Consider the following 25,569-nt stretch of genomic DNA (forward strand, 5'->3'; position numbering starts at 1 on the left):
TGTCCCAACGCGGCGGTTTTTTTGAAAGGTGCACTGTGATTAATGCAGGTGATCGGGGGCTTCGGCCTTCCTTCGCTTTCCCCGGCGGCTCGGACCGCTTTAACGCAGACTTCTAGGGTTTTTCATGACGCGCTACATATTCGTCACGGGCGGTGTTGTTTCTTCATTGGGGAAAGGCATTGCCTCGGCTTCATTGGCGGCCATCCTGGAGGCGCGGGGACTTAAGGTCACCATGCTGAAGCTGGACCCGTACATCAACGTTGACCCGGGCACCATGAGCCCGTTCCAGCACGGTGAAGTGTTCGTCACCCACGACGGCGCCGAGACCGACCTGGACCTGGGCCACTACGAGCGGTTCATCCGCACGACCATGACCCAGAACAACAACTTCACCACCGGCCGTGTCTACGAACACGTCCTGCGCAAAGAGCGCCGTGGTGATTACCTGGGCGCCACCATTCAGGTGATCCCGCACATCACCGACGAAATCAAGCGCCGGATCATCAAGGGCGCCGGCGATGCCGACGTGGCCATGGTCGAAATCGGTGGCACCGTAGGTGACATCGAATCCCAGCCGTTCCTCGAAGCGATCCGTCAATTGCGGTTCGAAGTCGGCGCCAAACGCGCAATGCTGATGCACCTGACACTGGTGCCGTACATCGCCACTGCCGGCGAAACCAAAACCAAGCCTACTCAGCACTCGGTCAAGGAACTGCGTTCCATCGGTCTGCAGCCGGACGTGCTGGTGTGCCGCTCCGATCACCCGATCGACATCTCGTCGCGTCGCAAGATCGCGCAATTCACCAACGTTGAAGAACGTGCAGTGATCGCGCTGGAAGACGCCGATACTATCTACAAGATCCCGGGCATCCTGCACTCCCAGGGCCTGGATGATTTCGTTGTCGAGCGTTTCGGCCTGCAATGCGGCAGCGCCGATCTGTCCGAGTGGGAAGCCGTGGTTGACGCCAAGCTGAACCCGGAACACGAAGTCACCATCGCGATGGTCGGCAAGTACATGGAACTGCTGGACGCCTACAAGTCGCTGATCGAAGCGATGAGTCACGCCGGCATCAGCAACCGCACCAAGGTCAACCTGCGCTACATCGATTCCGAAGACATCGAAAACCAGGGCACCGCGCTGCTCGAAGGTGTCGACGCGATCCTCGTACCGGGCGGCTTCGGTCTGCGTGGCGTGGAAGGCAAGATCACCGCCGTCCAATACGCACGCGAAAACAAGGTTCCGTACCTCGGCATCTGCCTGGGCATGCAAGTGGCCGTGATCGAGTTCGCTCGTAACGTGCTGGGCTGGAAAGACGCCAACTCCACCGAGTTCGATCGTGCAAGCGGTCACCCGGTCGTGGGTCTGATCACCGAGTGGGAAGATGCCACCGGCGCCGTCGAAACCCGTACCGAAACCTCCGACCTGGGCGGCACCATGCGCCTCGGCGCGCAGGATTGCCTGCTTGAGCCGGGTTCCCTGGTGCATGATTGCTACGCCAAGGACGTGATCGTCGAGCGTCACCGTCATCGCTACGAAGTGAACAACAACCTGCTACCGCAAATCATGGAGGCCGGCCTGAAAATCTCCGGTCGTTCCGGTGATGGCGCGCTGGTCGAAGTGGTTGAAGCCCCGGATCATCCATGGTTCGTCGCTTGCCAGTTCCACCCTGAGTTCACCTCGACACCGCGCGACGGTCACCCGTTGTTCAGCGGTTTCGTTAAAGCAGCTTTGGTTCAACACCAGAAGAAGGCGTAATTCCAATGGCGCAGAAGATCATTCGTGTAGGCGATATCGAGATTGCCAACGACAAGCCAATGGTGCTTTTCGGTGGCATGAACGTGCTGGAAAGCCGCGACATGGCGATGCAGGTCTGCGAAGAGTACGTCAAGGTCACCGAGAAACTCGGTATCCCTTACGTGTTCAAGGCCAGCTTCGACAAGGCCAACCGTTCCTCCGTGACCTCTTACCGAGGCCCCGGCCTGGAAGAGGGCATGCGGATTTTCCAGGACATCAAGCAAGCCTTCGGCGTGCCGATCATCACCGACGTCCACGAACCTGATCAGGCCGCGGTCGTCGCTGAAGTCTGCGACATCATCCAGCTGCCGGCCTTCCTGTCGCGCCAGACCGACCTCGTGGTCGCGATGGCCAAGACCGGCGCGGTGATCAACATCAAGAAAGCCCAGTTCCTCGCCCCGCATGAGATGAAACACATCTTGAGCAAGTGCGTGGAAGCGGGTAACGATCAGTTGATCCTCTGCGAACGCGGTTCGAGCTTTGGCTACAACAACCTGGTCGTCGACATGCTCGGCTTCGGCATCATGAAGCAGTTCGAATACCCGGTATTCTTCGACGTGACCCACGCGCTGCAAATGCCCGGCGGTCGCTCCGATTCCGCCGGCGGTCGTCGCGCCCAGGTCACTGACCTGGCCAAGGCAGGCATGAGCCAGTCGCTGGCCGGTCTGTTCCTCGAAGCCCACCCGGACCCGGACAACGCCAAATGCGACGGCCCTTGCGCCTTGCGCCTGGACAAACTGGAGCCATTCCTGGCCCAGCTCAAAGCTCTGGACGAACTGGTGAAGAGTTTTCCGACGGTAGAAACCGCGTAAACCTCATTTCTCCGGTAAAGTACCGCACGATTTGTTGCTCAGGCCCTCGGGCCTGAGCCTTATCGTCCGCAAGTCTGCCCGCTGCACACCACTTGCCGACGGTAAAAGATTTCCTCTAGCTGCGTCGTTTTCGTCAACTTTGGAGTGTTTACAACAATGGCAAAAATCGTCGACATCAAAGGTCGTGAAGTTCTCGACTCCCGTGGCAATCCCACCGTGGAAGCGGACGTGCTTCTCGATAACGGCATCATCGGTAGCGCTTGCGCGCCGTCCGGTGCTTCCACTGGCTCGCGTGAAGCGCTCGAGCTGCGTGATGGCGACAAGAGCCGTTACCTGGGCAAAGGCGTGCTCAAAGCCGTCGCCAACATCAACGGTCCGATCCGCGACCTGTTGAAAGGTGCAGACCCAAGCGACCAGAAAGCGCTGGATCACGCGATGATCAAGCTCGACGGTACTGAAAACAAAGGTTCCCTGGGCGCTAACGCGATCCTTGCCGTTTCCCTGGCTGCGGCCAAGGCAGCAGCACAGGACCAGGACCTGCCGCTGTACGCTCACATCGCCAACCTGAACGGCACCCCGGGTGTTTACTCGATGCCGGTTCCGATGATGAACATCATCAACGGTGGCGAGCACGCCGATAACAACGTCGACATCCAGGAATTCATGGTTCAGCCGGTTGGCGCCAAGTCTTTCTCGGAAGGTCTGCGCATGGGCACCGAGATTTTCCATCACCTCAAAGCCGTTCTGAAGGCCCGTGGCCTGAGCACTGCTGTCGGTGACGAAGGTGGTTTTGCACCAAACCTGGCTTCCAACGAAGACGCTTTGAAAGTGATCTCCGAAGCCGTAGCCAACGCCGGTTACAAGCTGGGCACCGACGTGACCCTGGCACTGGACTGCGCGGCGAGCGAATTCTACGAAGACGGCAAATACAACCTATCCGGCGAAGGCCAGGTGTTCACCGCTGAAGGTTTCGCTGACTACCTCAAAGGCCTGACCGAGCGTTACCCGATCATCTCCATCGAAGATGGCCTGGACGAGTCCGACTGGGCTGGCTGGAAAATCCTCACCGACAAGATCGGCGAGAAGACTCAGCTGGTAGGCGACGACCTGTTCGTGACCAACACCAAGATCCTGAAAGAAGGCATCGATAAAAAGATCGCCAACTCGATCCTGATCAAGTTCAACCAGATCGGCACCCTGACCGAAACCCTGGAAGCCATCCAGATGGCCAAGGCCGCTGGTTACACTGCCGTGATCTCGCACCGCTCCGGCGAAACCGAAGATTCGACCATTGCCGACCTGGCTGTGGGTACCGCGGCTGGCCAGATCAAGACCGGTTCCCTGTGCCGTTCGGACCGCGTTTCCAAATACAACCAACTGCTGCGTATCGAAGAGCAGTTGAATGGCAAAGCCAAGTACAACGGTCGCAGCGAATTCCGCGGCTAATCGTTAACTGGTAAAAAGACACCGGATTGTGTCGGAAAAGTCGCTACAGCGATGAATTTGCCACTAATCTGATGCCTTATCAGCACAAGCCTGGGTCTTCCAGGCTTCGTGCTATCAGAAGCTTCATAGTTTGGCATGGCTGTCTTTTTCCACTGGATACCTGATATTCGATGCGCAGTCCCAATTGGTTGTTCCTCGTCTTGCTCTTGCTGCTGGCTGGCCTGCAATACCGCCTGTGGGTGGGTAATGGCAGTCTGGCGCAAGTGGCCGAGCTGACTCAGCAGATCGCGGATCAACATGCTGAGAACGAGGGCCTGCTTGAGCGCAATCGGGTCATGGACGCTGAGGTCAGTGAGTTGAAAAAAGGCATGGAGACCGTTGAAGAGCGGGCTCGCCATGAGTTGGGCATGGTCAAGGACGGTGAAACCCTTTACCAGTTGGCCCAATGATCCAGTCGTTACCGGCCTTCTGGGCCGTGATTCCTGCCGCGGGCGTCGGTGCCCGTATGGCTGCGGACCGTCCCAAGCAATACTTGCAACTGGGCGGGCGTACTATTCTCGAACACAGCCTTGGCTGTTTCCTTGATCATCCTGCCCTGAAGGGGTTGGTGGTCAGTCTTGCTGTTGATGATCCTTACTGGCCGAACCTGGCGTGTGCGTCTGACTCGCGCATTCAGCGCGTTGACGGTGGCGACGAGCGTTCCGGTTCGGTGCTCAATGCGTTGCTGCATTTGCATGCTCAGGGCGCGGACGATGAAGATTGGGTGCTGGTTCACGACGCCGCACGGCCGAATCTTTCGCGTGATGATCTTGATAAATTGTTGAGTGAGTTAGCGGACGATCCAGTTGGCGGGCTGCTGGCAGTGCCTGCCCGCGATACGCTCAAACGGGTCGACAAGCACGGTCGTGTCGTCGAAACCGTGGATCGTAGCGTGATCTGGCAGGCGTATACGCCGCAGATGTTTCGTCTTGGGGCCTTGCATCGGGCCTTGGCGGACAGTCTGGTGGCGGATGCGTTGGTGACGGATGAAGCTTCGGCCATGGAGTGGGCGGGTTTGGCTCCTCGTTTGATCGAAGGTCGATCCGACAACCTCAAAGTCACACGCCCTGAAGACCTAGAGTGGCTGCGCCAGCGTTGGGCTAACCGTCGCTAAAAGATCGCAGCCTCGTTGCACTCGACAGCTCCTACATTGTCCACGTTTACCGTACGGCACCTGTAGGAGCTGTCGAGTGCAACGAGGCTGCGATCTTTTGATCTTCAAACGCGGTACTCCGGCCTTTGCGCCAACCCCTCCTTCAAATAATCCACCAACTTGCGCACCTTCGGCGACAGATGCCGTTGCTGTGGGTAAAGCGCCCACACGGCGGTGTTCGGCGGTTGGTGCGCCTCCAGCAATGAAATCAACGAACCGCTTTTCAGATGCTCCAGCACGTAGTAATCCGGCAGCTGACACAAACCCACACCCTGTAGCGCCGCATCCAACACGGCTTGCCCACTGTTACAGCGCCAGTTTCCCTGTACCCGTTGCGAAAATTCCCGCCCGTTCTGTTCCAGTTGCCACATGTCCGAACTACCGATCAGGCAATTGTGGCGGCTGAGTTCCGACAAACTGTGTGGGCGACCATACCGCTCCAGGTAGGACGGTGATGCGCACAAATACATGCGCCGTGGTGACAGGCGTGTGGCGACCAGTCGCGAATCCTGAAGGCGACCGAGACGGATCGCCAGGTCCAGCCCTTCGTGCACCAGATCGAGCGGGCGGTTGCTTAGTTCAATGTCGACACGCAGTTGCGGATAGAGGCCCATGAAGCGGGTCACTAGCGGCACGATGAAGCGTTCGCCATACGCCACGGCGCAGGTCATGCGCAGCATGCCTTTGGGCTCGCTGGTCAGGTCGCCAACCGCGCGCAAGGCTTCTTCCCGCCCGTCCTGCAAACGCTGGCAATGCTGCAAAAAGGTTTGCCCGGCTTCGGTCAGCGTGACCCGGCGGGTGCTGCGATAAAGCAGACGGGTCTGAAGACGCTCTTCGAGGCGTACGATTTGTCGACTGATGTGGGAGGAAGAAACCCCTAACCGTTCCGCAGCCGCCGTGAATTGACTGCACTCGGCCACGGCGACGAACTCGTCGATCCCTTCCCAGCGATTTTCGGACATCAAGGATTATCCCTGTATGGCAATAATGTTTTGCTTTTGTCCGGATTATTCCTCGTAAGGCGGTGTATTACACTCCCTGTCTCGTTTTTATTCACTGGAGAATCCACATGATCAAGTCGCGCGCTGCCGTTGCCTTCGAGGCCAAGAAACCCCTCGAGATCGTCGAAGTCGATGTCGCCATGCCCAAGGCCGGTGAAGTTCTGTTGCGTGTGGTTGCCTCCGGTGTCTGTCATACCGACGCCTACACCCTGTCGGGCGCTGACCCGGAAGGCATCTTCCCGTCTATCCTCGGTCACGAAGGTGGCGCGGTGGTTGAAGCGATTGGCGAGGGCGTGACCTCCGTCGCCGTCGGCGATCATGTGATCCCGCTGTACACCCCGGAATGCCGCCAGTGCAAATTCTGTTTGTCGGGCAAAACCAACCTGTGCCAGGCGATTCGCGCGACTCAAGGCAAAGGCCTGATGCCGGATGGCACTTCGCGTTTTTCCTACAAGGGCCAGCCGATTTTCCACTACATGGGCACCTCGACGTTTTCCGAGTACACCGTGTTGCCGGAAATCTCCGTCGCCAGGATCGCGAAAGAAGCGCCACTGGAAAAAGTCTGCCTGCTGGGCTGCGGTGTCACCACCGGCATCGGCGCGGTGCTCAATACCGCCAAGGTGAAACCGGGTGACACCGTGGCCATTTTCGGCCTCGGTGGCATTGGTCTGTCGGCCGTGATCGGCGCGGTCAAAGCCAAGGCGGCGCGGATCATCGCCATCGACATCAACCCGGCCAAGTTCGAGATCGCCAAACAGCTCGGTGCAACCGACTGCGTAAACCCGAAAGATTTCGACCGTCCTATCCAGGAAGTCATCGTCGACATGACTGATGGCGGCGTCGACTTTTCCTTCGAATGCATCGGCAATGTGCAATTGATGCGCGCCGCACTTGAGTGCTGCCACAAGGGTTGGGGCGAGTCGGTGATCATCGGCGTGGCCGGTGCCGGCCAGGAAATCTCTACCCGTCCCTTCCAGTTGGTGACCGGTCGCGTCTGGCGCGGTTCGGCGTTCGGCGGCGTGCGCGGTCGTACCGAGCTGCCAAGCTACGTCGAAATGGCCGAGACCGGCGAAATCCCGCTGGATACGTTCATCACCCACACCATGGGCCTGGAAGACATCAACAAGGCTTTCGACCTGATGCACGAAGGCAAAAGCATCCGTAGCGTCATCCATTTCTGAGGTCGGTCATGAGCCTGGAAAATATTTCCTGCCAGAAAAGCTTCGGCGGCTGGCACAAACGCTACAAGCACCGCTCCGATGTGCTCGGCTGCGACATGGTGTTCGCCGTTTACCTGCCGCCGCAAGCGGAGCAGGGCGGCAAACTGCCGGTGTTGTATTGGTTGTCCGGCCTGACCTGCACCGACGAGAATTTCATGCACAAGGCCGGCGCGATGCGCATGGCCGCTGAGCTGGGGTTGATCATCGTCGCGCCGGACACCAGCCCTCGCGGTCCCGATGTACCAGGCGATCTGGATGGCGCCTGGGACTTCGGCCTCGGCGCCGGGTTTTATCTGAATGCCACGCAGGAACCGTGGTCGCGGCACTATCGGATGCATGACTATGTCGTGCAGGAATTGCCTGCATTGGTCGAAGCCCATTTCCCGGCGTCGGACAAGCGCGGCATCAGCGGTCACTCCATGGGCGGCCACGGTGCGCTGGTCTGTGCCTTGCGCAATCCGGGGAGATATCAGTCGGTGTCGGCGTTCTCGCCGATCAACAATCCGATGGATTGCCCGTGGGGCCAGAAAGCCTTTTCCCGTTACCTGGGCGAAGACCGCTCGAAGTGGCGCGAATGGGATGCCTGCGCGTTGATTGTCGAAGCTCACGAGAAGTTGCCGCTGCTGGTGGATCAAGGTGATCGCGATGATTTTCTAGCCACTCAGCTTAAGCCTGAAGCCCTTCAACAGGCGGCCAAACTGGCCGGTCATCCGCTGACGTTGCGCCTGCAACCGGGCTACGACCACAGCTATTTCTTCATCGCCAGTTTCATCGACGACCACTTGCAACATCATGCGCGCGCTCTAAGCGCCTAATGTCCGACAAAGCAGGTAGAATCACGCCCTGACAAAAATCGGGGCGTTTTTTTATGCGTATTGGCCACGGCTATGATGTGCACCGTTTCGCTGAAGGCGATTTCATTACTCTGGGCGGTGTGCGCATTGCACACGGCTTCGGGCTGCTCGCTCACTCCGACGGTGACGTCCTGCTGCACGCCTTGAGCGATGCCTTGCTCGGCGCCGCGGCGCTGGGTGATATCGGCAAGCATTTCCCGGACACCGACCCGACATTCAAGGGCGCCGACAGCCGAGTGCTGTTGCGTCACGTCGTCGCACTGATCCACGCCAAAGGCTGGAAAGTCGGCAACGTCGATAACACCATCGTCGCCCAGGCGCCGAAAATGGCCCCGCATATCGAATCGATGCGCGCGCTGATTGCCGCGGATCTTCAAGTTGAGTTGGATCAAGTGAACGTGAAAGCTACCACCACCGAAAAGCTCGGCTTTGTCGGTCGCGAAGAAGGCATTGCCGTGCATTCCGTTGCCTTGTTGCTGCGCGCATGAACGAAGCGCAATTGCTCGGCCCGCGAGCCTATGGCGACGCCCTCGGTACGGCGGTTTTAAAAGCCACGGCGGAAGATTTTCAGGTCGATGAAGTGCTCAACATCCCCCTCAGCGGTGATGGCGAACATCTGTGGATCTGGGTGGAAAAACGCGGCCTGAATACTGAAGAAGCCGCACGGCGGATTTCCAAGGCGGCGGGTGTGCCATTGCGCACCGTCAGTTATGCGGGCCTCAAGGATCGCCAGGCGCTGACTTGCCAGTGGTTCAGCGTGCAACTGCCGGGCAAGGCGGATCCTGATTTGTCGGCGGCGGAAAACGACACGCTGAAAATCCTCAAGACCGGTCGACACAAACGCAAGCTGCAACGCGGTGCTCATTCGGCCAATGGCTTCACCTTGCGCCTGACGCAATTTGCTGGCGACAAGGCCGCGATTGAAGAGCGTCTGCAACTGATCGCCAAGCAAGGTATTCCCAATTATTTCGGTGCCCAGCGTTTCGGCTTTGACGGTGGCAATGTGGTCGACGCCCGAGGTTGGGCCGCGCGCAAGGCATTGCCGGAGCAGCGCAATGTGCGTTCGCGCCTGCTCTCAACCGCCCGCAGTTTTCTGTTTAACCAAGTGCTGGCGGCGCGTGTGGCGGATGGCACCTGGCAGCAAGCGCAGGTCGGCGATCTGCTGGCCTTCACCGACAGCCGCAGCTTTTTTCCGGCAGGTGAAGCCGAATGCAGCGACCCGCGCCTGGCGATTCTCGACCTGCACCCGACCGGTCCACAGTGGGGCGAAGGTGACTCGCCGGCGACCGGCGCTGTCCATGTACTGGAGCAGGCAATCGCCGCTCGCGAAGCGGATCTGCGCGATTGGTTGATTAACGCCGGAATGAGCCACGAACGTCGCATCCTGCGGCTGCCCATTGGTGGGTTGACGTGGCATTATCCCGAGCCTGACATTCTGCAACTGGAATTCGTCCTCCCGGCCGGATGCTTTGCCACCGTATTGGTGCGCGAGCTTGTTGATCTGGTGCCGGTAGGGCAGACGGACAGCCCATGCGTATTCTGATTTCTAACGACGATGGGGTAACCGCACCCGGTCTCGCCGCGCTTTATGCTGCGCTGGCGGATTACACCGAGTGCGTGGTTATCGCCCCGGACCAGGACAAAAGCGGCGCCAGCAGCTCGCTGACGCTCGACCGTCCGTTGCACCCGCAAACCCTGGCCAACGGCTTTATCAGCCTGAACGGCACACCCACCGATTGCGTGCACCTGGGCCTTAACGGCTTGCTGGAGCGCGAACCGGACATGGTGGTTTCCGGTATCAACCTGGGCGCCAACCTGGGGGACGACGTGTTGTATTCCGGCACCGTCGCTGCAGCACTTGAGGGGCGTTTCCTCGAGCGTCCTTCGTTCGCCTTTTCGTTGGTCTCACGGCAAGTGGACAACCTCCCCACAGCCGCTTACTTTGCGCGCAAACTGGTCGAGGCCCACGCGGACCTCGACTTGCCACCGCGCACGGTATTGAACGTGAACATTCCCAATCTGCCGCTGGATCACATTCGCGGTATTCAGCTGACCCGTCTCGGGCACCGCGCACGTGCTGCGGCGCCGATGAAAGTGGTCGACCCGCGCGGCAAATCCGGTTACTGGATCGCCGCCGCCGGGGATGCCGAAGATGGCGGCCCGGGCACCGATTTCCATGCGGTGATGCAGGGCTATGTGTCGATTACCCCGCTGCAACTGGATCGCACCTTCAATGATGCCTTCAGAAGTCTCGATGGCTGGTTGGAGGGGCTGCGCTAATGGCTCGTGAACAAGACGATATTCTGCGCCGTGGCATCGGGATGACTTCGCAACGAACCCGCGAGCGCCTGATTCAACGCCTGTATGAAGAAGGGGTTTCCAACGCCAAGGTGCTGGAAGTCATCCGCCGTACACCGCGTCACCTGTTCGTCGACGAAGCGCTCGCTCATCGCGCCTACGAAGACACGGCGCTGCCGATCGGGCACAACCAGACCATCTCCCAGCCTTATATGGTGGCGCGCATGAGCGAGCTGCTGCTGGAAGCAGGTCCCTTGGACAAGGTGATGGAAATCGGCACCGGCTCGGGCTACCAGACGGCAGTGCTGTCGCAGCTGGTTGAACGGGTGTTCTCCGTGGAGCGCATCAAGGTTTTGCAGGACCGGGCCAAGGAACGCCTGGTCGAGTTGAACCTGCGCAATGTGGTGTTCCGTTGGGGCGATGGTTGGGAAGGCTGGCCGGCGCTGGCGCCGTACAACGGCATTATCGTGACGGCGGTGGCCACCGATGTTCCTCAGGCGCTGCTCGATCAGTTGGCGCCGGGCGGGCGACTGGTGATTCCTGTCGGCTCCGGTGAGGTGCAGCAACTGATGCTGATCATCCGCGAAGAGCACGGTTTTTCCCGTCGTGTTTTGGGGTCGGTGCGCTTCGTGCCTCTGCTCAACGGGCCACTCGCCTGAGCATTTGTTCAGGCGCGCTGAATTCTCTTCGATTGCCCGGGTCTTACAGCGGCATCGATGGGTTAAACGGTATTCATCGGCAGGCAGCAAACGTGTGCGCGAAGCGATTTCGCTTCATTAAAGGTAAAGCCTGTCTGGCCCGTTATACTTGCGACATTTCGTGCCGAAATACGGCAATCCACAATTTCAGCCACCACAAAGGGAGCGGCGGGTGAGTCTCACAGTCATTGCGCAGCGTATGGGTACAAAGAGCTTTCAGTGCCTGGTGACTGGCCTCGTCTTGAGCACCTTGCTGGTCGGTTGCTCCAGTTCCAAAACGAGTGATGTGCGTGTCGTCGATCGTAACAAGGGCGTTGCCCAGCGTCCGGCCGTGACCACGGGTCAGTATGTCGTTCGACCAAAAGATACGTTGTTCTCGATCGCTTTTCGCTACGGCTGGGACTACAAAGCCCTCGCCGCACGGAACAATATTCCTACGCCGTACACGATCCATCCGGGTCAGACAATTCGCTTCGACGGTCGCTCCGGTTCAACCCCGGCACCGATGGCCAGCACTACCGATTCAACGCCTTCGTCGTCGCTGAAAACCACGGTAATCCGACGCCAACCGAATGGCGCAACTACCAGCACAGCGGTGGTTGCACCGTCCGTCGCCAACAAGCCGACCCCCGCTCCGATGCCTCCTGCCGGTCCGGCCCCGACCGGCTGGGGATGGCCATCTAATGGCATTCTCATAGGAAAGTTCTCCTCAAACGGTAGTTTGAATAAAGGAATTGATATCGCCGGAGATTTGGGACAGCCTGTTTTAGCTGCGTCTGATGGGACGGTGGTATACGCCGGGAGTGGCTTAAGGGGCTACGGCGAGTTAGTCATCATCAAACACAGCGATACCTACGTCAGTGCCTACGGACATAACCGCAGGCTGTTGGTTCGGGAGGGGCAGCAGGTCAAGGTCGGACAGACAATTGCCGAGATGGGGTCAACGGGTACAGACCGGGTGAAGCTGCATTTTGAGATTCGCCGACAAGGTAAACCTGTAGATCCACTGCAGTTCCTGCCACGTCGTTGATTTGTTACCAGCCTGTTCCGTCACGTAGAGGGAACAGGCTCCAGCGTTGCCAAGGATAGAGGCGCCGCTTGAGCTTGAGGTCGAACTCACCAAAGGACTATAACAATGGCTCTCAGTAAAGAAGTGCCGGAGTTTGACATCGACGATGAGGTTCTCCTGATGGAGACCGGCATCGGTACGGATTCGATGTCGAATGATGAAGGGGCTGCTCCACCTTCCGTTCGTGCCAAATCCAAACACTCCGCTTCGTTAAAGCAACACAAGTATATCGATTACACGCGGGCACTCGATGCCACGCAGTTGTACCTCAATGAAATCGGCTTTTCCCCATTGCTCTCCCCGGAAGAAGAAGTTCATTTTGCGCGCTTGTCGCAAAGTGGCGATCCGGCCGGGCGCAAGCGCATGATTGAAAGCAACCTGCGGCTGGTGGTGAAAATCGCCCGACGTTATGTCAATCGTGGCCTGTCGCTGCTGGACCTGATCGAAGAGGGCAACCTCGGGCTGATCCGCGCAGTGGAGAAATTCGACCCTGAACGCGGCTTCCGCTTCTCGACTTACGCTACCTGGTGGATTCGTCAGACCATCGAGCGCGCAATCATGAATCAGACCCGGACCATCCGGTTGCCGATCCATGTGGTCAAAGAGCTCAACGTGTACCTGCGGGCTGCACGAGAGCTGACTCAAAAGCTCGATCACGAACCCTCACCCGAAGAAATCGCCAACCTGCTGGAAAAACCAGTGGCAGAGGTCAAGCGCATGCTGGGCTTGAACGAGCGGGTTTCTTCGGTCGACGTCTCGCTGGGTCCGGATTCGGATAAAACCCTGCTGGACACCCTTACCGATGACCGACCAACCGATCCATGTGAGCTGTTGCAGGATGACGACCTGTCCCAGAGCATCGATCAATGGCTTTCGGAACTGACCGACAAGCAACGCGAAGTGGTGGTACGCCGCTTCGGCTTGCGCGGCCACGAGAGCAGCACGCTTGAAGATGTGGGCCTGGAGATCGGCCTGACCCGGGAACGGGTCAGACAGATTCAGGTGGAAGGCCTGAAACGTCTTCGCGAGATTCTCGAGAAGAACGGCCTGTCGAGCGAGTCGCTGTTTCAATAAGCGACGAGCTTGAGTGGCATTAAAAAACCCCGACTGGTTCGGGGTTTTTTAATGCCTGGAATATGGAATGGCAATCGACTCGGCTTTGTAGTCTTGCGCTGTAAGTCTTGGCTTACTCTTTCGTAAGTGTTCGTTATTTTTACAGCATGGCAGTAGGCCATCTTTCGCTGCGTTGGTTTCTATCTATATGAATTATATGGTTATTATTAATTATTAAATGCATGTGACAGACAGTTTCAGTGTTTTTGGTCGATTGCTCTCGGTGGAGAATTCTCTAGTATCTGAACTGTGTCGACGGACAGACACACCCTTCAAGGATGAGGGGAAAGGACATCGCAGGGAGCGTTTCATCAGGACGATGAAAAGGAACACAGGGAATAGGGAAAAAATGTGGGCGGGTCAAACCGCCCCTTTTTTTGCCTGCAGAAAAACAAAAAGGCCCGCGAGGGGCCTTTTCGAGAACGCGGGGGAAATCAGCGTTCGAGGTCTTTGATCTTGCCTTTCTTGCCATCCCACTCTTCAGCGTCTGGCAGCGATTCTTTCTTCTCGGTGATGTTAGGCCAGATCTCGGCCAACTCAACGTTCAGCTGAATGAATTCCTGCATGTCTTGCGGCACTTCATCTTCAGAGAAGATGGCCACGGCAGGGCATTCTGGTTCGCACAGTGCGCAGTCGATGCACTCATCCGGGTGAATCACCAGGAAGTTCGGGCCTTCGTAAAAGCAGTCCACCGGACAGACTTCTACGCAGTCGGTGTACTTGCACTTGATGCAGTTGTCGGTGACGACGAAGGTCATTTCTAATTTTCTCCTCAGGCGGCGGCAGCGGAGCCCCTTCACGTTGGGGTCGCCAGGTTTGGGAGCGATAGTCTGCTGGTCAGGCTATAAGCCAGCAGCATCCCAAACCGCGCGAGATTCTAACAGCTTGCAGGCAAGTGCGTTAGATCCGTGTCTTTAGTGTATAGAGCATTTCGAGCGCCCGACGCGGTGTCATGTCGTCCAGATCAAGTTTGGCCAGCTCATCCAGCACCGGATGCGGCAGGCTCGCAAACATGTCGCTCTGCTGCGGCGCGGCCGGTTTGCCTTTAGTCGGTTTCGGGACTTCATGGGGCAGGGCAGTCGCTTCCAGTCGGCCCAGGTGCTCGCGGGCGCGCACGATCACTTCGCTCGGCACACCGGCCAACTGCGCCACCGCCAGACCATAGCTCTGGCTGGCAGGCCCGGGCAGCACATGGTGCAGGAAGACGATGCGCTCGTTGTGCTCGGTGGCATTGAGGTGAACGTTGGCCACCAGCGGTTGCGCTTCCGGTAGCACCGTCAGCTCGAAGTAGTGGGTGGCGAACAGCGTATAGGCTCGCAGATGGGCCAGGCGTTCGGCGGCGGCCCACGCCAGGGACAGACCATCGAAGGTGCTGGTGCCGCGGCCGACTTCGTCCATCAGAACCAGGCTGCGTTCGGTGGCGTTGTGCAGAATGTTCGCGGTTTCGCTCATTTCGACCATGAAGGTCGAGCGCCCGCCCGCCAGGTCATCGCTGGAACCGATCCGGGTGAAGATGCGGTCCACCAGTGACAATTCGCAACTGGCCGCCGGCACGAAACTGCCGATGTGCGCCAGCAGTACGATCAAAGCGGTCTGACGCATGTAGGTGGATTTACCGCCCATGTTCGGCCCGGTGATCACCAGCATGCGCGTATTGTCGTCGAGGCTCAGGTCGTTGGCCACGAATGGCGTAGTCAGCACTTGCTCGACCACCGGGTGGCGACCCTGGGTGATGCGCATGCATGGTTCGTCAACGAAGCGCGGGCAGTTCAGGTCAAGGTTCAGGGCGCGTTCGGCAAGGTTGTTCAGCACGTCCAGCTCGGCCAATGCCGCGGCGGTGTCTTGCAACGGCGGCAACTGGGCGATCAGGTCTTCGAGCAGCGCTTCGTAAAGCATCTTTTCGCGGGCGAGGGCGCGGCTCTTGGCCGACAGCGCCTTGTCCTCGAACGCTTTCAGTTCCGGCGTAATGAAGCGCTCGGCACCTTTGAGCGTCTGGCGCCGGATGTAGTCGGCCGGTGCCGACTCGGCCTGCTTGCTTGGCAACTCAATGAAGTAGCCATGAATACGGTTGTAACCGACTTTCAGGTGCGACAGACCGGTACGGGCCTTCTCGCGTGCTTCGAGGTCGATCAGGAACTGGCCGGCGTTTTCGCTGAGCGATTGCAAATCGTCCAACTCTGCGTCGTAACCGGTTTTCAACACGCCGCCGTCACGGATCACCGCCGGCGGGTTGTCGATGATGGCTTTTTCCAGCAGAGCCGCCAGTTCCGGGTAGGTGCTAGTGGTCTTCGCCAGTTGAATGATATGCGGGGCTTCCAGCTCAGCCATCGCGACTTGCAATTCTGGCAGCGCACCGAGCGCATCGCGCAGACGCGCCAGGTCACGAGGGCGGGCATTGCGCAGGCCGATCCGCGCCAGGATCCGCTCGATGTCGCCAATTTCCTTGAGCTGCGGTTGCAGTTTTTCGAAGCGGTAGCCGTCGAGCAGGCAGGTGATCGAAGTCTGGCGCGCCAGCAATACGGTGAGATCGCGCAGCGGACGGTTCAGCCACCGAGTCAGCAGGCGGCTGCCCATGGCCGTCTGGCAACGATCGACCACCGATTGCAGCGTGTTGTCGCGCCCGCCTCCCAGGTTGGTGTCCAGTTCCAGGTTGCGACGGCTCGCGCCATCCAGCACCACGGTGTCGTCCAGGCGTTCATGCCGCAGGCTGCGCAAGTGCGGCAGGGCGGTGCGCTGGGTTTCCTTGGCGTAGCTGAGCAGGCAACCGGCGGCGCCGATGGCCAGGGTCAGGTTTTCACAGCCGAAACCCTTCAGATCCTGGGTGGAAAACTGCTGACAAAGACTTTTCAGCGCCGAGTCACGCTCGAAATCCCACGGCGCACGGCGACGAACCCCACGACGTTTCTCCGCCGGCAGGTCCTTTGGCCAGTCATCCGGGATCATCAGCTCCACCGGATTGACCCGCTCCAGTTCCGCCAGCAGGTTTTCCCAGCCTTTGATTTCCAGCACGGTGAAGTTGCCGCTGGTGATGTCCAGCACGGCCAGGCCGAACAGGCGCTCGTCACCCAGTACCGCCGCGATCAGATTGTCCCGACGCTCATCCAGCAGCGCTTCATCGCTGACCGTCCCAGGCGTGATAATCCGCACCACCTGACGATCCACCGGCCCCTTGCTGGTGGCCGGATCGCCGACCTGCTCACAAATCACCACCGACTCGCCGAGCTTGACCAGTTTCGCCAGGTAACCTTCGGCGGCGTGGTAAGGAATCCCACACATCGGGATCGCCTGGCCAGCCGACTGCCCACGGGCGGTCAGGGTGATGTCCAGCAACTTGGCGGCCTTCTTCGCGTCTTCGTAGAAGATCTCGTAGAAGTCGCCCATGCGGTAGAACATCAGCTGGTCGGGGTGCTGGTTCTTCAGGCGCCAGTACTGCTGCATCATTGGCGTGTGGGAGGACAGATCGGACAGTGCTTTATTCATCGGATATCAGGCAAATTCGTTGAAAGGTGTGGGGCAAAGGAGGGACATCGGCCCGGCTTTTCCGCGATGGGCGCAAGGTTAACATGAGCGCTCTGCCGGACGCAGGCATGAAACCCCTGCGATACATTTCTGCTGTTTATGCACGATTTATGCAATTCGGCATTTGCCTCCCGAAAAAAGATCAAGCACTATGCCGGTTATGCAAAAACGCAATGTTTCTACCGTCTTAAGAGCGCTGCTCGATCAGCACGGGATCTCCCCCACGGAGCTTCACCGTCGCACCGGCGTGCCTCAATCCACTCTCTCGCGGATCCTCAGCGGGAAGATCGTCGATCCTTCGGATAAACACATCTCGAAAATCGCCGAGTACTTCGCCGTGAGCACCGATCAGTTGCGGGGGCGCGCGGATGTTGCGTCCACCGCCAATACCGGGCGCGATGAATTGCATTCCGAACTCAAGGACATAAGTCTGTGGGATGACGACACGCCCGTCGATGACGACGAGGTGTCGGTCCCCTTTCTTCGCGAGGTTGAATTGGCTGCTGGATCAGGAAGATTCGTCATCGAAGAGAGCGAGCGCTCTAGCCTGCGCTTCGGCAAACGTAGCTTGCGCCACAACGGTGTGCAGTTCGATCAGGCCAAATGCGTGACGGTGCGCGGCAACAGCATGTTACCGGTGCTGCGTGATGGCGCCACCGTTGGCGTGAATGCGGGCAAGTGCGGGATTGGCGACATTATTGATGGCGACCTGTATGCCATCAACCATAACGGCCAGTTGCGCGTGAAACAGCTTTATCGCTTGCCCACCGGCATTCGCCTGCGCAGCTTCAATCGCGATGAACACCCGGACGAGGACTACACCTTCCAGGAAGTCCAGGAAGAGCAAATCGTCATCCTCGGTCACGTTTTCTGGTGGGGCATGTACGCCCGTTAACCTCACCGCTGTCCGCTGAAACCCGCCCGAGAGCGGGTTTTTTTTCGCCTGCCAAAAACCCTCAGCGCTTATGTTTTCGGGACTTTAATGCGTCAGTGCATTTGAAGTGCATAAATAAATGCATTTATGCATTGACTGGATATGCATCCATGCATATTCTTTGTCTCAAGCCGCTCAACAAAGCAGCTCGAAACGAAGCTCTTCAGTTCCATCACAAAGGCAGCGATGAACCGGCCTCAACGGTTCAGAGGGTTGGCAACTGACCCGGGTGTGCAGCGTAAAGCACCAGAAGCAGTTATCCGGCGGGCATGGACCGCGGTCGGAAAAACAATCTGAATGGATCCGTACCGCGCCAGTAGCGCCGAAAGATCAACGCGAAGGACCGCATTACTGAAAAGCCCGGCAAGCGCCGGGCTTTTTGGAATGCCTACCTTCAACACTCCAAGAGACACCGCTTGAAAGAACCACACATCACTCATCAATCACCCCCAGGAGGCGTGACATGACAAACGAGCAACAAGCGTTGCTGGACATGCCGATATGGCTGGTCATCGTGCTCGCCCTGGTGGGCGGGGTGTCTGGCGAAATGTGGCGCGCCGACAAGGACGGTGCCCGTGGCTGGTCACTGCTGCGGCGTCTGGCCTTGCGCTCCGGGGCCTGCGTGATCTGCGGGGTCTCGGCCATCATGCTGCTGTACGCCGCCGGCGTGTCGATTTGGGCCGCTTGCGCGTTTGGCTGCCTGACGGCGATGGCCGGGGCGGACGTGGCCATTGGGCTTTATGAGCGCTGGGCGGCCAAGCGAATCGGTGTCTGCGAAGTGCCGCCGCGCGACTCTCGCTCTGATCGACAGTAACCAGGCCTCGTCGATCTTCACATTGCTAAAAGAAAAAGGAGGTTACTAATGCCCGCCATCATCGAAAAACCTTCGCAGCTGGTTTACGCCGTCTCCGAGGCGCTACGCACTGCCATTGCAGGTTTGAAAGTAACCCGTCATCAAGACTTCGACAGTACGGTTGATTCCGATTGGGTGCTGATTGCACTGGAACACGACGCCCCCGGTGACCGTGGCAATGACGGACGCATCGCTCATGCCATGACCGTTTCATTGCAGGTCGTGTCGCCCGTTTCCGCGCTGGCCGCCTGCGATCTGGGCAGCCAGCTGAAAAACCTGATCACTGACAACCGCTGGAAACTGCCCGCCGATCAATGCGATCTGCCGTTGGGCATTGATGGCATTGCGTCCACATTCAACAGCGGCGTCCGGGTATACGCCACCTGGACTGTCTCCTTCACCCAGACCTTGTACCTCGGCCCGTTGTTGCTGGACGACCCGGTGGGCACTCCGAAATTCGCCCGTACCTGGGAGGTGTCGAACATCGACGATCCGGACCAGTACCAGCCACTCGAGGCGTAATCCATGTTCGATGCACTGTTCAACCAGCAACTGGGCCCGATCATCGAGCGTCTGGCCGAAATGGAAACCGAGATCGAAGACCTGCATCGGCGTGCCGACAGCCTTTGCCGCATTGGCGTGTGCGAGGAAGTCGATGCGAGCAGCAACACGTGCAGGGTCCGCCACGGTGAGTTGCTAACCCCGGCCATCCGCTTTTTCAACCCCAGCGCTGGTGCACAAAGCGAGTCGCGCATTCCCTCCGTCGGTGAACAGTGCGTGTTGCTGAACCATGGCGGCGGCGACAGCAGCGGTCAGTCCGTTGCTTTGTTCGGCCTCAATGGTGGCCAGTTTCCGCCGGTCTCAACGCAGGCTTCGCTGACGCGTCGCCGCTATCAGGACGGCACCGAAACTGGCTACGACGACGCCAGCCATACCCTGCGCTGGCAAAACGGCCCGGCCGCCTTCATCGGCACTCGCGAATCGCTCAAACTGAGCATCGGCCCGGCCCGGTTGGTCATGACACCTGAGGCGATCCAACTGCAACTGGGCACGACCGGCCTGCTGCTCGACGCATCCGGTGTGCACCTGAGCGGCCCCTTGGTGGATCACCAGGGTCGAGTCATTAGCACTGCATAAAGAGTTTTCCATGATTGGAATCGATAGAAACACCGGCGTAGCGGTCGACGACTGGCTGCAGTTTGTACAGCGCGCAACCCGGGCCCTGACCACCCCCTTGGGCACTCGTCAGAAACGCCCTTTGTACGGCTCCCTGATCCCGGACCTGCTGGGCCAGAACCTCGGCGACGACCTGTTGATGCTTGCCCAGAGCCATGCGGCGCAGGCGTTTTACAACGAGCAGAACGGCATTGGTGATTTCCAGCCTCAGGTCATTGTTGCCAGCCGCCACGGGGCAGGGCTGCTGTTGCGTTTCGCCGGCCTCTGGAAAAACCGTAATCAGACATTCGAGGTGGTGACATGAGTATGTTGATACCTGGCCAGAATCAGTTGGCCGAACCTGCGATCGTCACCGTCGAAGCGTTCGAGGATTTGCTCGCGGAGTTCAAGACGTTTGTCGTCGAGTACGTCGCAGCCCGCTCTCCCGAGCGTGCGGTAAAACTCAAAGTCAGTCTCGACAACGAAAGCGAGTTGCTGACCCTGGCCCTTGAGGCTTTTTGTGTGCGTCTGCAAATCCACGAACGCAAGTACAACGCCCGCATCAAGCAGATGCTGGCGTGGTGGGCGACCGGTAGCAATCTCGATGCGCGACTGGCGGACATGGGCCTTGAAAGACAGTTGCTGGAACCGGGGGACCCGGCAGCATTCCCGCCGGTGGCCCCGGTTCATGAAAGCGATGATGACGCCCGGTTGCGCTACTACCTGGCACCCCATGCACCGGCGGCCGGGTCGCGCATGCAATACCGTCGTGAGGTGTTCACCCTTGGTGAGCGACCTGCCGTGAAGGTGGAAACCACCGCCGCGGGCGTGGTGACGGTCACCTACACGTTCGACCCGGACGGCTACGCGGCACAGGTCAAGGATGGCAATGGACGCCGCACCGCTCCCGGCGAGGTGATGGTTACCGTGCTTGCCCGGGAAGGTGGTGGCACGCCATCCGAAGCATTGCTTGAGGGTGTTCGCCAGCATTTCGCCCGACCTGATGTGCGCCCCGAAACAGACCTTGTCACGGTGCAGGGGGCGCACATCAAGACCTACAAAATACGTGTCGTGGCGAAGATCAACGCCGGTCCTGATTCCGGGTTGACCAAGGTGGCTGCGCAACAGCAGTTGCAGGCGTATGCCGATGCCTGTCATCGACTGGAAGGGCGGGTGGATCCGAGCTGGATCGACTACACGTTGCACAGTGCCGGCGCGGTTCAGTTGCAGATTCTCGAACCGGTCGAGCCGATCGTGACAACGGCCTTCGAAGCACCTTATTGCACGGGCGTCGAGGTCGAGGTGAATACGTTATGAGTGACGACATGCCTCGTCCGAGCCTGTTGCCTGCCAACAGTTCATTGTTGGAAAAAGCCCTCGATCTTGGCTTTGGCACATTGCTTGAGCGTATCGAGCCTCCGTTTCCAGAGTTGATGGAGCCATCCGCCACCCCCTTCGCATTCCTTCCGTACCTTGCGCTGGATCGCGGAGTCGGCGAGTGGGACACGCAGGCCAGTGAATCGGAAAAGCGCCTGACGGTCGCGCTTTCCTGGCAAATCCAGCGTCAGGCCGGCACTGACAAAGCGTTGAGTCACGCTGTCGAGTCGATGGGTTTTACGCCCCACATCTCGCCCTGGTACCAACAGCAACCGCGCGGCAATCCCTACACCTTCGACGTACAGGCGACTGTCGGGCGCAGTTGGTCGAGCGGCGATCACACGCGCTTGATACGCCGCATCAATGCGGCCAAAAGCGAGCGCGACCAAGCAACCATCACCATCGTGCATGAAACCCGCGGTGGCCTGCGGATGACTGCCGCGGCGGATCCTGTACTGACTGTCCGCGACGACAGCCAGCCAGTCGCTTTGCCTGACGTGAAACTCAGCGGCTCGCTGGTGTTGAGCAGTGCGATGTGGATACCGCTTTCAGTTGGCGAGTTGCCTCTTCGCGCCGCACTGCCCGGTCAAGGTTAACGGCCGGACTTATCGGCGCCGGGGCCTCCTGGTGCTAAACCATTAACGAACGACGATCTCAAGGCGCTGCCATGACAGATGAAATTACGCGCTTGGTTCGCTTCACTTCCGCCGGTCTGGCAGAAGTGTTACAGGCAAAGAACCAAGGCTTGAAAGGAGAAATTACCCATATCGGGGCCGGGACGGCTCGTTATGACCCGAATGGCTCGGAAACGGCTCTTCGTGATGAGCGCCAGCGGGTGGCGATTGTTGATTATGAGGACCTGGGCGCCGGGGAACTCCGGATGGGGGCGCTGTTCAGTGGCCCGGATGAATATGAAATTGGTGAGTTCGGTTTTTATCTTGCCAGCGGCACTTTGCTTGCGGTTTATTCCGTTGCCGGTAGTTTGCTGACGTATAAGGCCGCCGCCGCTCGAGTCCTGCAGAAGTTCACATTGGATGTTTCACCGTTACCAACGGAAAGCGTAACGGTGATTGTAGGATCGGAAAATCTCAATATCTTGTTGAGTGAAGAGTTTACAGCACTCGCCTGCGCCGACATTGACAACATGGCACGTCATGTGGAGTTGTTGCTTCGAGTGATGTCGCTGCAAAGCAAGTAAGACGATAAGAAGTATTCACATGGAAAGTATTTGTATCTGAATACTATGCCAGCCTTATTAATTGCATAGGAATTTGAAACGTGAGTTTAGAAACTACTGTCGCATCGTTGGTGACGGCGGCCAATAACCTGACCACTGTAGTCAATGGAAAGATTGGCAGCATCAACAGCACCATGACCACCGCACTGGGCCAGTTCAACGAATGGCGCAATCTCAAGGACGTTGAAGGAGACCCGGCAGCACTCGGCACTATTCGCCGCAACCTGTTGCAGGGATTTGTCCCGGGTACCGGCGGCGTGCAAGGTGTTGGAGGGCAGGGCGACTTCGTGTCGACCGACCTGGGTACCAGCACAAATATTTATATGCATTTCAAGATACCGCTGAACATTAACGTCAACTCGGAGATGTTTTGGTTCAATATCAAGGGCTACAGTTACGGTACAGCGAAGATTATCGAAGAAACATTGGTCGGTTATTGCTACCAACCCACCCGTACACTGCAAAATGTATCGACGTTCGGCAACATGACGCCTGCTGTTTATGTTGATACTAACGGGAACGTCGTTATGCGTATTCTGATCCCTAATATTTATTACACCACGGTGCGCATCGACACGATGCGAGTGGGTAATGGTCGGTTGTTTAATTTGGGTGATTTGAAAACCAAACTGTCATTGGCTGAAACCGTAGCATTTAGTTAAGGAGTTAATAATGTCTGATACACCTGTCAACAGCACAGAGTGGCCGCTTGCGGTGCCGACCCCTGATATCGAATGGGCTGCTATTCGCACGCGTCGCGATCAGCTTCTGCGCGCAACGGATTTTACCCAGTTGCCGGATTATCCGGCCACGGCTGCACAACTGGCCCAGGTCACCGCTTACCGTAAGGCGCTGCGGGATATTCCTGAGATGGCTGAACACCCTGCTGAGTTGGTGTGGCCGGAACTCCCGGCCTTCGTGAAGTAACCCCCACCGCGAAAGCGGTTTTTTTTCGCCCGCACAACACCCCATGACGGGGCTTTTGTGTTTTTGCGTCTGGAGAAATTCGCAAATGTCTATCCGCCAAACCTACACCGTCCTCGTCCCGTTCCCCGTCGGGCGCGGTCACTGGTCCACCGCCGGTCAAGAGCTGGATCTGCTCGACGTCGAAGCCAACGCTCTGCTCGGCGCCGGTCGCCTGGAGCTGAAATCCACATCCACCAAGGCCGTGAAGGCCGCTGCCAAGAAGGCTGAATAACATGGCTGAGGTTCTGAACTTCGAGCACAACGGCATTACCGTCAATGCCACCGAATCCCCCGAGGCCATGGGCGGCCTCGGCGACAACGTCATCGGTCTGATCGGCACCGCGCCGAAGGCCGATCCGCTGATCCCGCGCAATGCGCCGTTTCGCATCAACAGCTTCACTACCCAGGCGCTGCTGGATCCGACCGGCACCGAGTCGGGCACGTTGTTCCACGCAGTGTTCCAGATTCTGAAAGTGGTCAAGGTGCCGGTCTACGTGGTCATCGTCGAAGAAGGCGCGACCCCGGCGGACACGATGAATAACGTGATCGGCGGCATCGAGCCCGTGACCGGTCGCAAACTGGGCTTGGCCGCACTGAGCGGCGTGCCGGAAGACCTGACCATCATCGGTGCGCCAGGCTTCACCGGCACCAAAGCCGTCGCCAGTGAGTTCGCCTCGTTCGGCAAGCGCATCAAGGCGCGTGTGGTACTCGACGGCAAGGACGCCGCGGTGGCCGATCAAGTGACCTACAGCCAGGAACTGGGCGGTGCGGACCTCGGTTTCGACCGCTGCCTGGTCGTGCACAACATGCCGGCCGTTTATTCCAAAGCAGCGAAGAAGAACGTTTTCCTGTCGCCATCGAGCCTTGCAATCGCCGCCCTGGCCAAGGTCAAGCAGTGGGAGAGCCCGGGCAACCAGGTGACCTACGCTGAAGACGTGTCGCGGGTGGTGGAATACAACCTCCTCGACACATCCACTGAAGGCGATCTGCTCAACCGCTACGGCATCAGCTATTACGCCCGGACCATCCTCGGCGGTTTCTCGCTGCTGGGTAATCGCTCCATCACCGGCAAGTTCATCAGCTACGTCGGCCTCGAAGATGCAATCAGCCGCAAGCTGGTCAAGGCCGGTCAGAAAGCCATGGCGAAAAACCTGACCAAGTCGTTCATGGATCAGGAGGTCAAGCGCATCAACGACTGGCTGCAAACCCTGGTCGCCGACGAAACCATCCCCGGCGGCAGCGTGTACCTGCACCCGGAATTGAACAGTGTCGAGAAATACAAGAACGGCACCTGGTTCATCGTCATCGACTACGGCCGCTACGCGCCGAACGAACACATGGTTTATCAACTCAACGCCCGCGATGAAATCATCGAGCAGTTCCTGGAGGACGTTCTCTAATGTTTACCAACCGCGTAAGACAGGCCATCGCGGCCACCCTGCAAGGCCTGCCGTTGTCGGCGACGGTGGAAGAATTTACCCCGCCGAAGATCGAGTTCGAGATGGAAAACATGGTCGGCGGCCGCTTCATCGGTGAAGAAATGGCCAAAAGTGGCAAGGCGCTGACCTCCAAGCTGATCCTGCAAGGCGCCGGACCGGAGATCATGCTCGCCCTCGGCGTGAAGCTGGGCGACGATATTCTGCTGAACGTGCGTGAAGCCGGTCAGGACCAGGACGGTAACACCTGGTTCACCTATCACACCGTCGGCGGCAAGTTGAAATCCCTTGAGGAAGCCGTCCTCAAAATGAACGACAAACCCAAGACCACCCTCGAGCTTTCCTGCCGCACTTACAACCGTCTCGAAAACGGCATCCCGGTGATCGATATCGACGTGCGCACGCAAAAGTTCGTGCTCAACGGCGTCGACATTCTCGGCGACGCCCGTCGCGCAGTGCTGATCCCGTAACACCAAGACCCACCAAGGCGCACTACCTGTGGGAGCGAGCCTGCTCGCGATGAGGGCTTCACTTTCAACATCATTGTTGACTGCCCCGACGCTATAGCGAGCAGGCTCGCTCCCACAAGGATTG

29 protein-coding genes are annotated in these 25,569 nt (G+C 58.5%); 26 read left to right on the top strand and 3 right to left on the bottom strand.

All coding sequences use genetic code 11. The features are described 5' to 3' along the window. Positions 1 to 124: 124 nt before the first annotated feature. The 5 genes from pyrG to ispD all read left to right on the top strand — a co-directional run bounded on the left by pyrG (position 125) and on the right by ispD (position 5,206). Positions 125 to 1,756: a CTP synthase gene (pyrG, locus tag ACA072_RS05675; protein WP_131059170.1), complete on the top strand. Its 1,632-nt coding sequence runs from the start codon at positions 125 to 127 to the stop codon at positions 1,754 to 1,756. Between the two features lie 5 nt (positions 1,757 to 1,761). Next, positions 1,762 to 2,607 carry a 3-deoxy-8-phosphooctulonate synthase gene (gene kdsA / locus ACA072_RS05680; RefSeq protein ID WP_007949350.1) on the top strand — a complete coding sequence of 282 codons (846 nt, stop codon included), beginning with the start codon at positions 1,762 to 1,764 and terminating at the stop codon, positions 2,605 to 2,607. A 156-nt stretch (positions 2,608 to 2,763) separates the two neighbouring features. After that, a complete protein-coding gene (gene eno / locus ACA072_RS05685; protein WP_008154033.1) occupies positions 2,764 to 4,053 on the top strand; it encodes a phosphopyruvate hydratase in 1,290 nt (429 codons plus the stop codon). Positions 4,054 to 4,223: 170 nt separating this feature from the next. Next, the gene (gene ftsB / locus ACA072_RS05690) at positions 4,224 to 4,502 is read left to right on the top strand and encodes a cell division protein FtsB (RefSeq protein ID WP_008028992.1); all 279 of its coding nucleotides are present in this window, start codon (positions 4,224 to 4,226) and stop codon (positions 4,500 to 4,502) included. After that, positions 4,499 to 5,206: a 2-C-methyl-D-erythritol 4-phosphate cytidylyltransferase gene (ispD, locus tag ACA072_RS05695; RefSeq protein WP_497623559.1), complete on the top strand. Its 708-nt coding sequence runs from the start codon at positions 4,499 to 4,501 to the stop codon at positions 5,204 to 5,206. Before ftsB ends, ispD begins: the two co-directional genes overlap by 4 nt. 104 nt (positions 5,207 to 5,310) lie before the next feature. On the opposite strand, the gene ACA072_RS05700 is transcribed toward ispD, so the two are convergent. After that, complete coding sequence (locus ACA072_RS05700) at positions 5,311 to 6,207, bottom strand: LysR substrate-binding domain-containing protein (protein ID WP_497623560.1); 897 nt, start codon at positions 6,205 to 6,207, stop codon at positions 5,311 to 5,313. Positions 6,208 to 6,314: 107 nt separating this feature from the next. On the opposite strand from ACA072_RS05700, the gene ACA072_RS05705 reads away from it, so the two are divergent. The 8 genes from ACA072_RS05705 to rpoS all read left to right on the top strand — a co-directional run bounded on the left by ACA072_RS05705 (position 6,315) and on the right by rpoS (position 13,459). Beyond that, positions 6,315 to 7,427, top strand: coding sequence for an S-(hydroxymethyl)glutathione dehydrogenase/class III alcohol dehydrogenase (locus ACA072_RS05705; protein ID WP_497623561.1), 1,113 nt, complete (start codon positions 6,315 to 6,317; stop codon positions 7,425 to 7,427). Between the two features lie 8 nt (positions 7,428 to 7,435). Beyond that, complete coding sequence (gene fghA / locus ACA072_RS05710; protein ID WP_497623562.1) at positions 7,436 to 8,281, top strand: S-formylglutathione hydrolase; 846 nt, start codon at positions 7,436 to 7,438, stop codon at positions 8,279 to 8,281. A 53-nt stretch (positions 8,282 to 8,334) separates the two neighbouring features. Continuing rightward, positions 8,335 to 8,808, top strand: a complete 474-nt coding sequence (gene ispF, locus ACA072_RS05715; protein ID WP_010462780.1) for a 2-C-methyl-D-erythritol 2,4-cyclodiphosphate synthase — start codon at positions 8,335 to 8,337, stop codon at positions 8,806 to 8,808. Next, entirely contained in the window at positions 8,805 to 9,863 is a 1,059-nt protein-coding gene (gene truD / locus ACA072_RS05720; protein WP_497623563.1) for a tRNA pseudouridine(13) synthase TruD, read from the top strand. The genes ispF and truD overlap by 4 nt, the downstream gene beginning before the upstream one ends. After that, positions 9,851 to 10,600, top strand: a complete 750-nt coding sequence (gene surE / locus ACA072_RS05725; RefSeq protein ID WP_462025006.1) for a 5'/3'-nucleotidase SurE — start codon at positions 9,851 to 9,853, stop codon at positions 10,598 to 10,600. The genes truD and surE overlap by 13 nt, the downstream gene beginning before the upstream one ends. A 41-nt stretch (positions 10,601 to 10,641) precedes the next feature. Continuing rightward, positions 10,642 to 11,277 carry a protein-L-isoaspartate(D-aspartate) O-methyltransferase gene (locus ACA072_RS05730; RefSeq protein WP_170948756.1) on the top strand — a complete coding sequence of 212 codons (636 nt, stop codon included), beginning with the start codon at positions 10,642 to 10,644 and terminating at the stop codon, positions 11,275 to 11,277. Between the two features lie 211 nt (positions 11,278 to 11,488). Next, complete coding sequence (locus ACA072_RS05735; protein ID WP_497623564.1) at positions 11,489 to 12,346, top strand: peptidoglycan DD-metalloendopeptidase family protein; 858 nt, start codon at positions 11,489 to 11,491, stop codon at positions 12,344 to 12,346. Between the two features lie 105 nt (positions 12,347 to 12,451). Further along, positions 12,452 to 13,459, top strand: a complete 1,008-nt coding sequence (gene rpoS, locus ACA072_RS05740) for an RNA polymerase sigma factor RpoS (RefSeq protein WP_056856224.1) — start codon at positions 12,452 to 12,454, stop codon at positions 13,457 to 13,459. Between the two features lie 473 nt (positions 13,460 to 13,932). Here the strand turns inward: rpoS and fdxA are convergent, their stop codons facing one another. Both fdxA and mutS read right to left on the bottom strand, forming a co-directional pair. Further along, positions 13,933 to 14,256, bottom strand: coding sequence for a ferredoxin FdxA (gene fdxA, locus ACA072_RS05745; protein WP_497623565.1), 324 nt, complete (start codon positions 14,254 to 14,256; stop codon positions 13,933 to 13,935). 142 nt (positions 14,257 to 14,398) lie between these two features. After that, on the bottom strand, positions 14,399 to 16,966 hold the full coding sequence (gene mutS, locus ACA072_RS05750; RefSeq protein ID WP_497624947.1) for a DNA mismatch repair protein MutS: 2,568 nt from the start codon (positions 16,964 to 16,966) through the stop codon (positions 14,399 to 14,401). A gap of 211 nt (positions 16,967 to 17,177) precedes the next feature. Here mutS and ACA072_RS05755 point away from each other — a divergent pair, with 211 nt between their 5' ends. The 13 genes from ACA072_RS05755 to ACA072_RS05815 all read left to right on the top strand — a co-directional run bounded on the left by ACA072_RS05755 (position 17,178) and on the right by ACA072_RS05815 (position 25,445). Continuing rightward, positions 17,178 to 17,912 carry an XRE family transcriptional regulator gene (locus ACA072_RS05755; protein WP_462029906.1) on the top strand — a complete coding sequence of 245 codons (735 nt, stop codon included), beginning with the start codon at positions 17,178 to 17,180 and terminating at the stop codon, positions 17,910 to 17,912. Positions 17,913 to 18,414: 502 nt separating this feature from the next. Continuing rightward, the gene (locus ACA072_RS05760) at positions 18,415 to 18,765 is read left to right on the top strand and encodes a phage holin family protein (RefSeq protein WP_497374005.1); all 351 of its coding nucleotides are present in this window, start codon (positions 18,415 to 18,417) and stop codon (positions 18,763 to 18,765) included. Between the two features lie 48 nt (positions 18,766 to 18,813). Beyond that, positions 18,814 to 19,326 carry a hypothetical protein gene (locus ACA072_RS05765; RefSeq protein ID WP_497623566.1) on the top strand — a complete coding sequence of 171 codons (513 nt, stop codon included), beginning with the start codon at positions 18,814 to 18,816 and terminating at the stop codon, positions 19,324 to 19,326. Between the two features lie 3 nt (positions 19,327 to 19,329). After that, positions 19,330 to 19,941, top strand: coding sequence for a phage baseplate assembly protein V (locus ACA072_RS05770; RefSeq protein ID WP_497623567.1), 612 nt, complete (start codon positions 19,330 to 19,332; stop codon positions 19,939 to 19,941). 10 nt (positions 19,942 to 19,951) lie between these two features. Beyond that, a complete protein-coding gene (locus ACA072_RS05775; protein WP_497623568.1) occupies positions 19,952 to 20,284 on the top strand; it encodes a phage baseplate protein in 333 nt (110 codons plus the stop codon). Continuing rightward, the gene (locus ACA072_RS05780) at positions 20,281 to 21,276 is read left to right on the top strand and encodes a baseplate J/gp47 family protein (RefSeq protein WP_497623569.1); all 996 of its coding nucleotides are present in this window, start codon (positions 20,281 to 20,283) and stop codon (positions 21,274 to 21,276) included. Before ACA072_RS05775 ends, ACA072_RS05780 begins: the two co-directional genes overlap by 4 nt. Beyond that, complete coding sequence (locus ACA072_RS05785; RefSeq protein ID WP_497623570.1) at positions 21,273 to 21,932, top strand: phage tail protein I; 660 nt, start codon at positions 21,273 to 21,275, stop codon at positions 21,930 to 21,932. The genes ACA072_RS05780 and ACA072_RS05785 overlap by 4 nt, the downstream gene beginning before the upstream one ends. A gap of 71 nt (positions 21,933 to 22,003) precedes the next feature. Next, entirely contained in the window at positions 22,004 to 22,534 is a 531-nt protein-coding gene (locus ACA072_RS05790) for a hypothetical protein (RefSeq protein WP_497623571.1), read from the top strand. A gap of 80 nt (positions 22,535 to 22,614) precedes the next feature. Then, positions 22,615 to 23,235 (top strand): hypothetical protein, encoded by a 621-nt coding sequence (locus ACA072_RS05795; protein ID WP_497623572.1) that lies wholly within the window; start codon positions 22,615 to 22,617, stop codon positions 23,233 to 23,235. A 10-nt stretch (positions 23,236 to 23,245) separates the two neighbouring features. Next, complete coding sequence (locus ACA072_RS05800; RefSeq protein WP_497623573.1) at positions 23,246 to 23,500, top strand: tail fiber assembly protein; 255 nt, start codon at positions 23,246 to 23,248, stop codon at positions 23,498 to 23,500. Between the two features lie 85 nt (positions 23,501 to 23,585). Then, positions 23,586 to 23,771, top strand: coding sequence for a hypothetical protein (locus ACA072_RS05805; protein ID WP_497623574.1), 186 nt, complete (start codon positions 23,586 to 23,588; stop codon positions 23,769 to 23,771). Position 23,772: 1 nt separating this feature from the next. Then, the gene (locus ACA072_RS05810; protein WP_497623575.1) at positions 23,773 to 24,939 is read left to right on the top strand and encodes a phage tail sheath protein; all 1,167 of its coding nucleotides are present in this window, start codon (positions 23,773 to 23,775) and stop codon (positions 24,937 to 24,939) included. Next, the gene (locus tag ACA072_RS05815; protein ID WP_403106924.1) at positions 24,939 to 25,445 is read left to right on the top strand and encodes a phage major tail tube protein; all 507 of its coding nucleotides are present in this window, start codon (positions 24,939 to 24,941) and stop codon (positions 25,443 to 25,445) included. The genes ACA072_RS05810 and ACA072_RS05815 overlap by 1 nt, the downstream gene beginning before the upstream one ends. Positions 25,446 to 25,569: the final 124 nt, after the last annotated feature.

It is taken from the genome of Pseudomonas sp. LBUM1656, from assembly GCF_059716065.1.

Bases quoted from the DNA above. Each gene is read 5' to 3' on its own strand.
- pyrG (WP_131059170.1), top strand. From the start codon at position 125: ATGACGCGCTACATATTCGTCACGGGCGGTGTTGTTTCTTCATTGGGG.
- kdsA (WP_007949350.1), top strand. From the start codon at position 1,762: ATGGCGCAGAAGATCATTCGTGTAGGCGATATCGAGATTGCCAACGAC.
- eno (WP_008154033.1), top strand. From the start codon at position 2,764: ATGGCAAAAATCGTCGACATCAAAGGTCGTGAAGTTCTCGACTCCCGT.
- ftsB (WP_008028992.1), top strand. From the start codon at position 4,224: ATGCGCAGTCCCAATTGGTTGTTCCTCGTCTTGCTCTTGCTGCTGGCT.
- ispD (WP_497623559.1), top strand. From the start codon at position 4,499: ATGATCCAGTCGTTACCGGCCTTCTGGGCCGTGATTCCTGCCGCGGGC.
- ACA072_RS05700 (WP_497623560.1), bottom strand. From the start codon at position 6,207: ATGTCCGAAAATCGCTGGGAAGGGATCGACGAGTTCGTCGCCGTGGCC.
- ACA072_RS05705 (WP_497623561.1), top strand. From the start codon at position 6,315: ATGATCAAGTCGCGCGCTGCCGTTGCCTTCGAGGCCAAGAAACCCCTC.
- fghA (WP_497623562.1), top strand. From the start codon at position 7,436: ATGAGCCTGGAAAATATTTCCTGCCAGAAAAGCTTCGGCGGCTGGCAC.
- ispF (WP_010462780.1), top strand. From the start codon at position 8,335: ATGCGTATTGGCCACGGCTATGATGTGCACCGTTTCGCTGAAGGCGAT.
- truD (WP_497623563.1), top strand. From the start codon at position 8,805: ATGAACGAAGCGCAATTGCTCGGCCCGCGAGCCTATGGCGACGCCCTC.
- surE (WP_462025006.1), top strand. From the start codon at position 9,851: ATGCGTATTCTGATTTCTAACGACGATGGGGTAACCGCACCCGGTCTC.
- ACA072_RS05730 (WP_170948756.1), top strand. From the start codon at position 10,642: ATGACTTCGCAACGAACCCGCGAGCGCCTGATTCAACGCCTGTATGAA.
- rpoS (WP_056856224.1), top strand. From the start codon at position 12,452: ATGGCTCTCAGTAAAGAAGTGCCGGAGTTTGACATCGACGATGAGGTT.
- fdxA (WP_497623565.1), bottom strand. From the start codon at position 14,256: ATGACCTTCGTCGTCACCGACAACTGCATCAAGTGCAAGTACACCGAC.
- ACA072_RS05755 (WP_462029906.1), top strand. From the start codon at position 17,178: ATGCAAAAACGCAATGTTTCTACCGTCTTAAGAGCGCTGCTCGATCAG.
- ACA072_RS05760 (WP_497374005.1), top strand. From the start codon at position 18,415: ATGACAAACGAGCAACAAGCGTTGCTGGACATGCCGATATGGCTGGTC.
- ACA072_RS05765 (WP_497623566.1), top strand. From the start codon at position 18,814: ATGCCCGCCATCATCGAAAAACCTTCGCAGCTGGTTTACGCCGTCTCC.
- ACA072_RS05770 (WP_497623567.1), top strand. From the start codon at position 19,330: ATGTTCGATGCACTGTTCAACCAGCAACTGGGCCCGATCATCGAGCGT.
- ACA072_RS05775 (WP_497623568.1), top strand. From the start codon at position 19,952: ATGATTGGAATCGATAGAAACACCGGCGTAGCGGTCGACGACTGGCTG.
- ACA072_RS05780 (WP_497623569.1), top strand. From the start codon at position 20,281: ATGAGTATGTTGATACCTGGCCAGAATCAGTTGGCCGAACCTGCGATC.
- ACA072_RS05785 (WP_497623570.1), top strand. From the start codon at position 21,273: ATGAGTGACGACATGCCTCGTCCGAGCCTGTTGCCTGCCAACAGTTCA.
- ACA072_RS05790 (WP_497623571.1), top strand. From the start codon at position 22,004: ATGACAGATGAAATTACGCGCTTGGTTCGCTTCACTTCCGCCGGTCTG.
- ACA072_RS05800 (WP_497623573.1), top strand. From the start codon at position 23,246: ATGTCTGATACACCTGTCAACAGCACAGAGTGGCCGCTTGCGGTGCCG.
- ACA072_RS05805 (WP_497623574.1), top strand. From the start codon at position 23,586: ATGTCTATCCGCCAAACCTACACCGTCCTCGTCCCGTTCCCCGTCGGG.
- ACA072_RS05810 (WP_497623575.1), top strand. From the start codon at position 23,773: ATGGCTGAGGTTCTGAACTTCGAGCACAACGGCATTACCGTCAATGCC.
- ACA072_RS05815 (WP_403106924.1), top strand. From the start codon at position 24,939: ATGTTTACCAACCGCGTAAGACAGGCCATCGCGGCCACCCTGCAAGGC.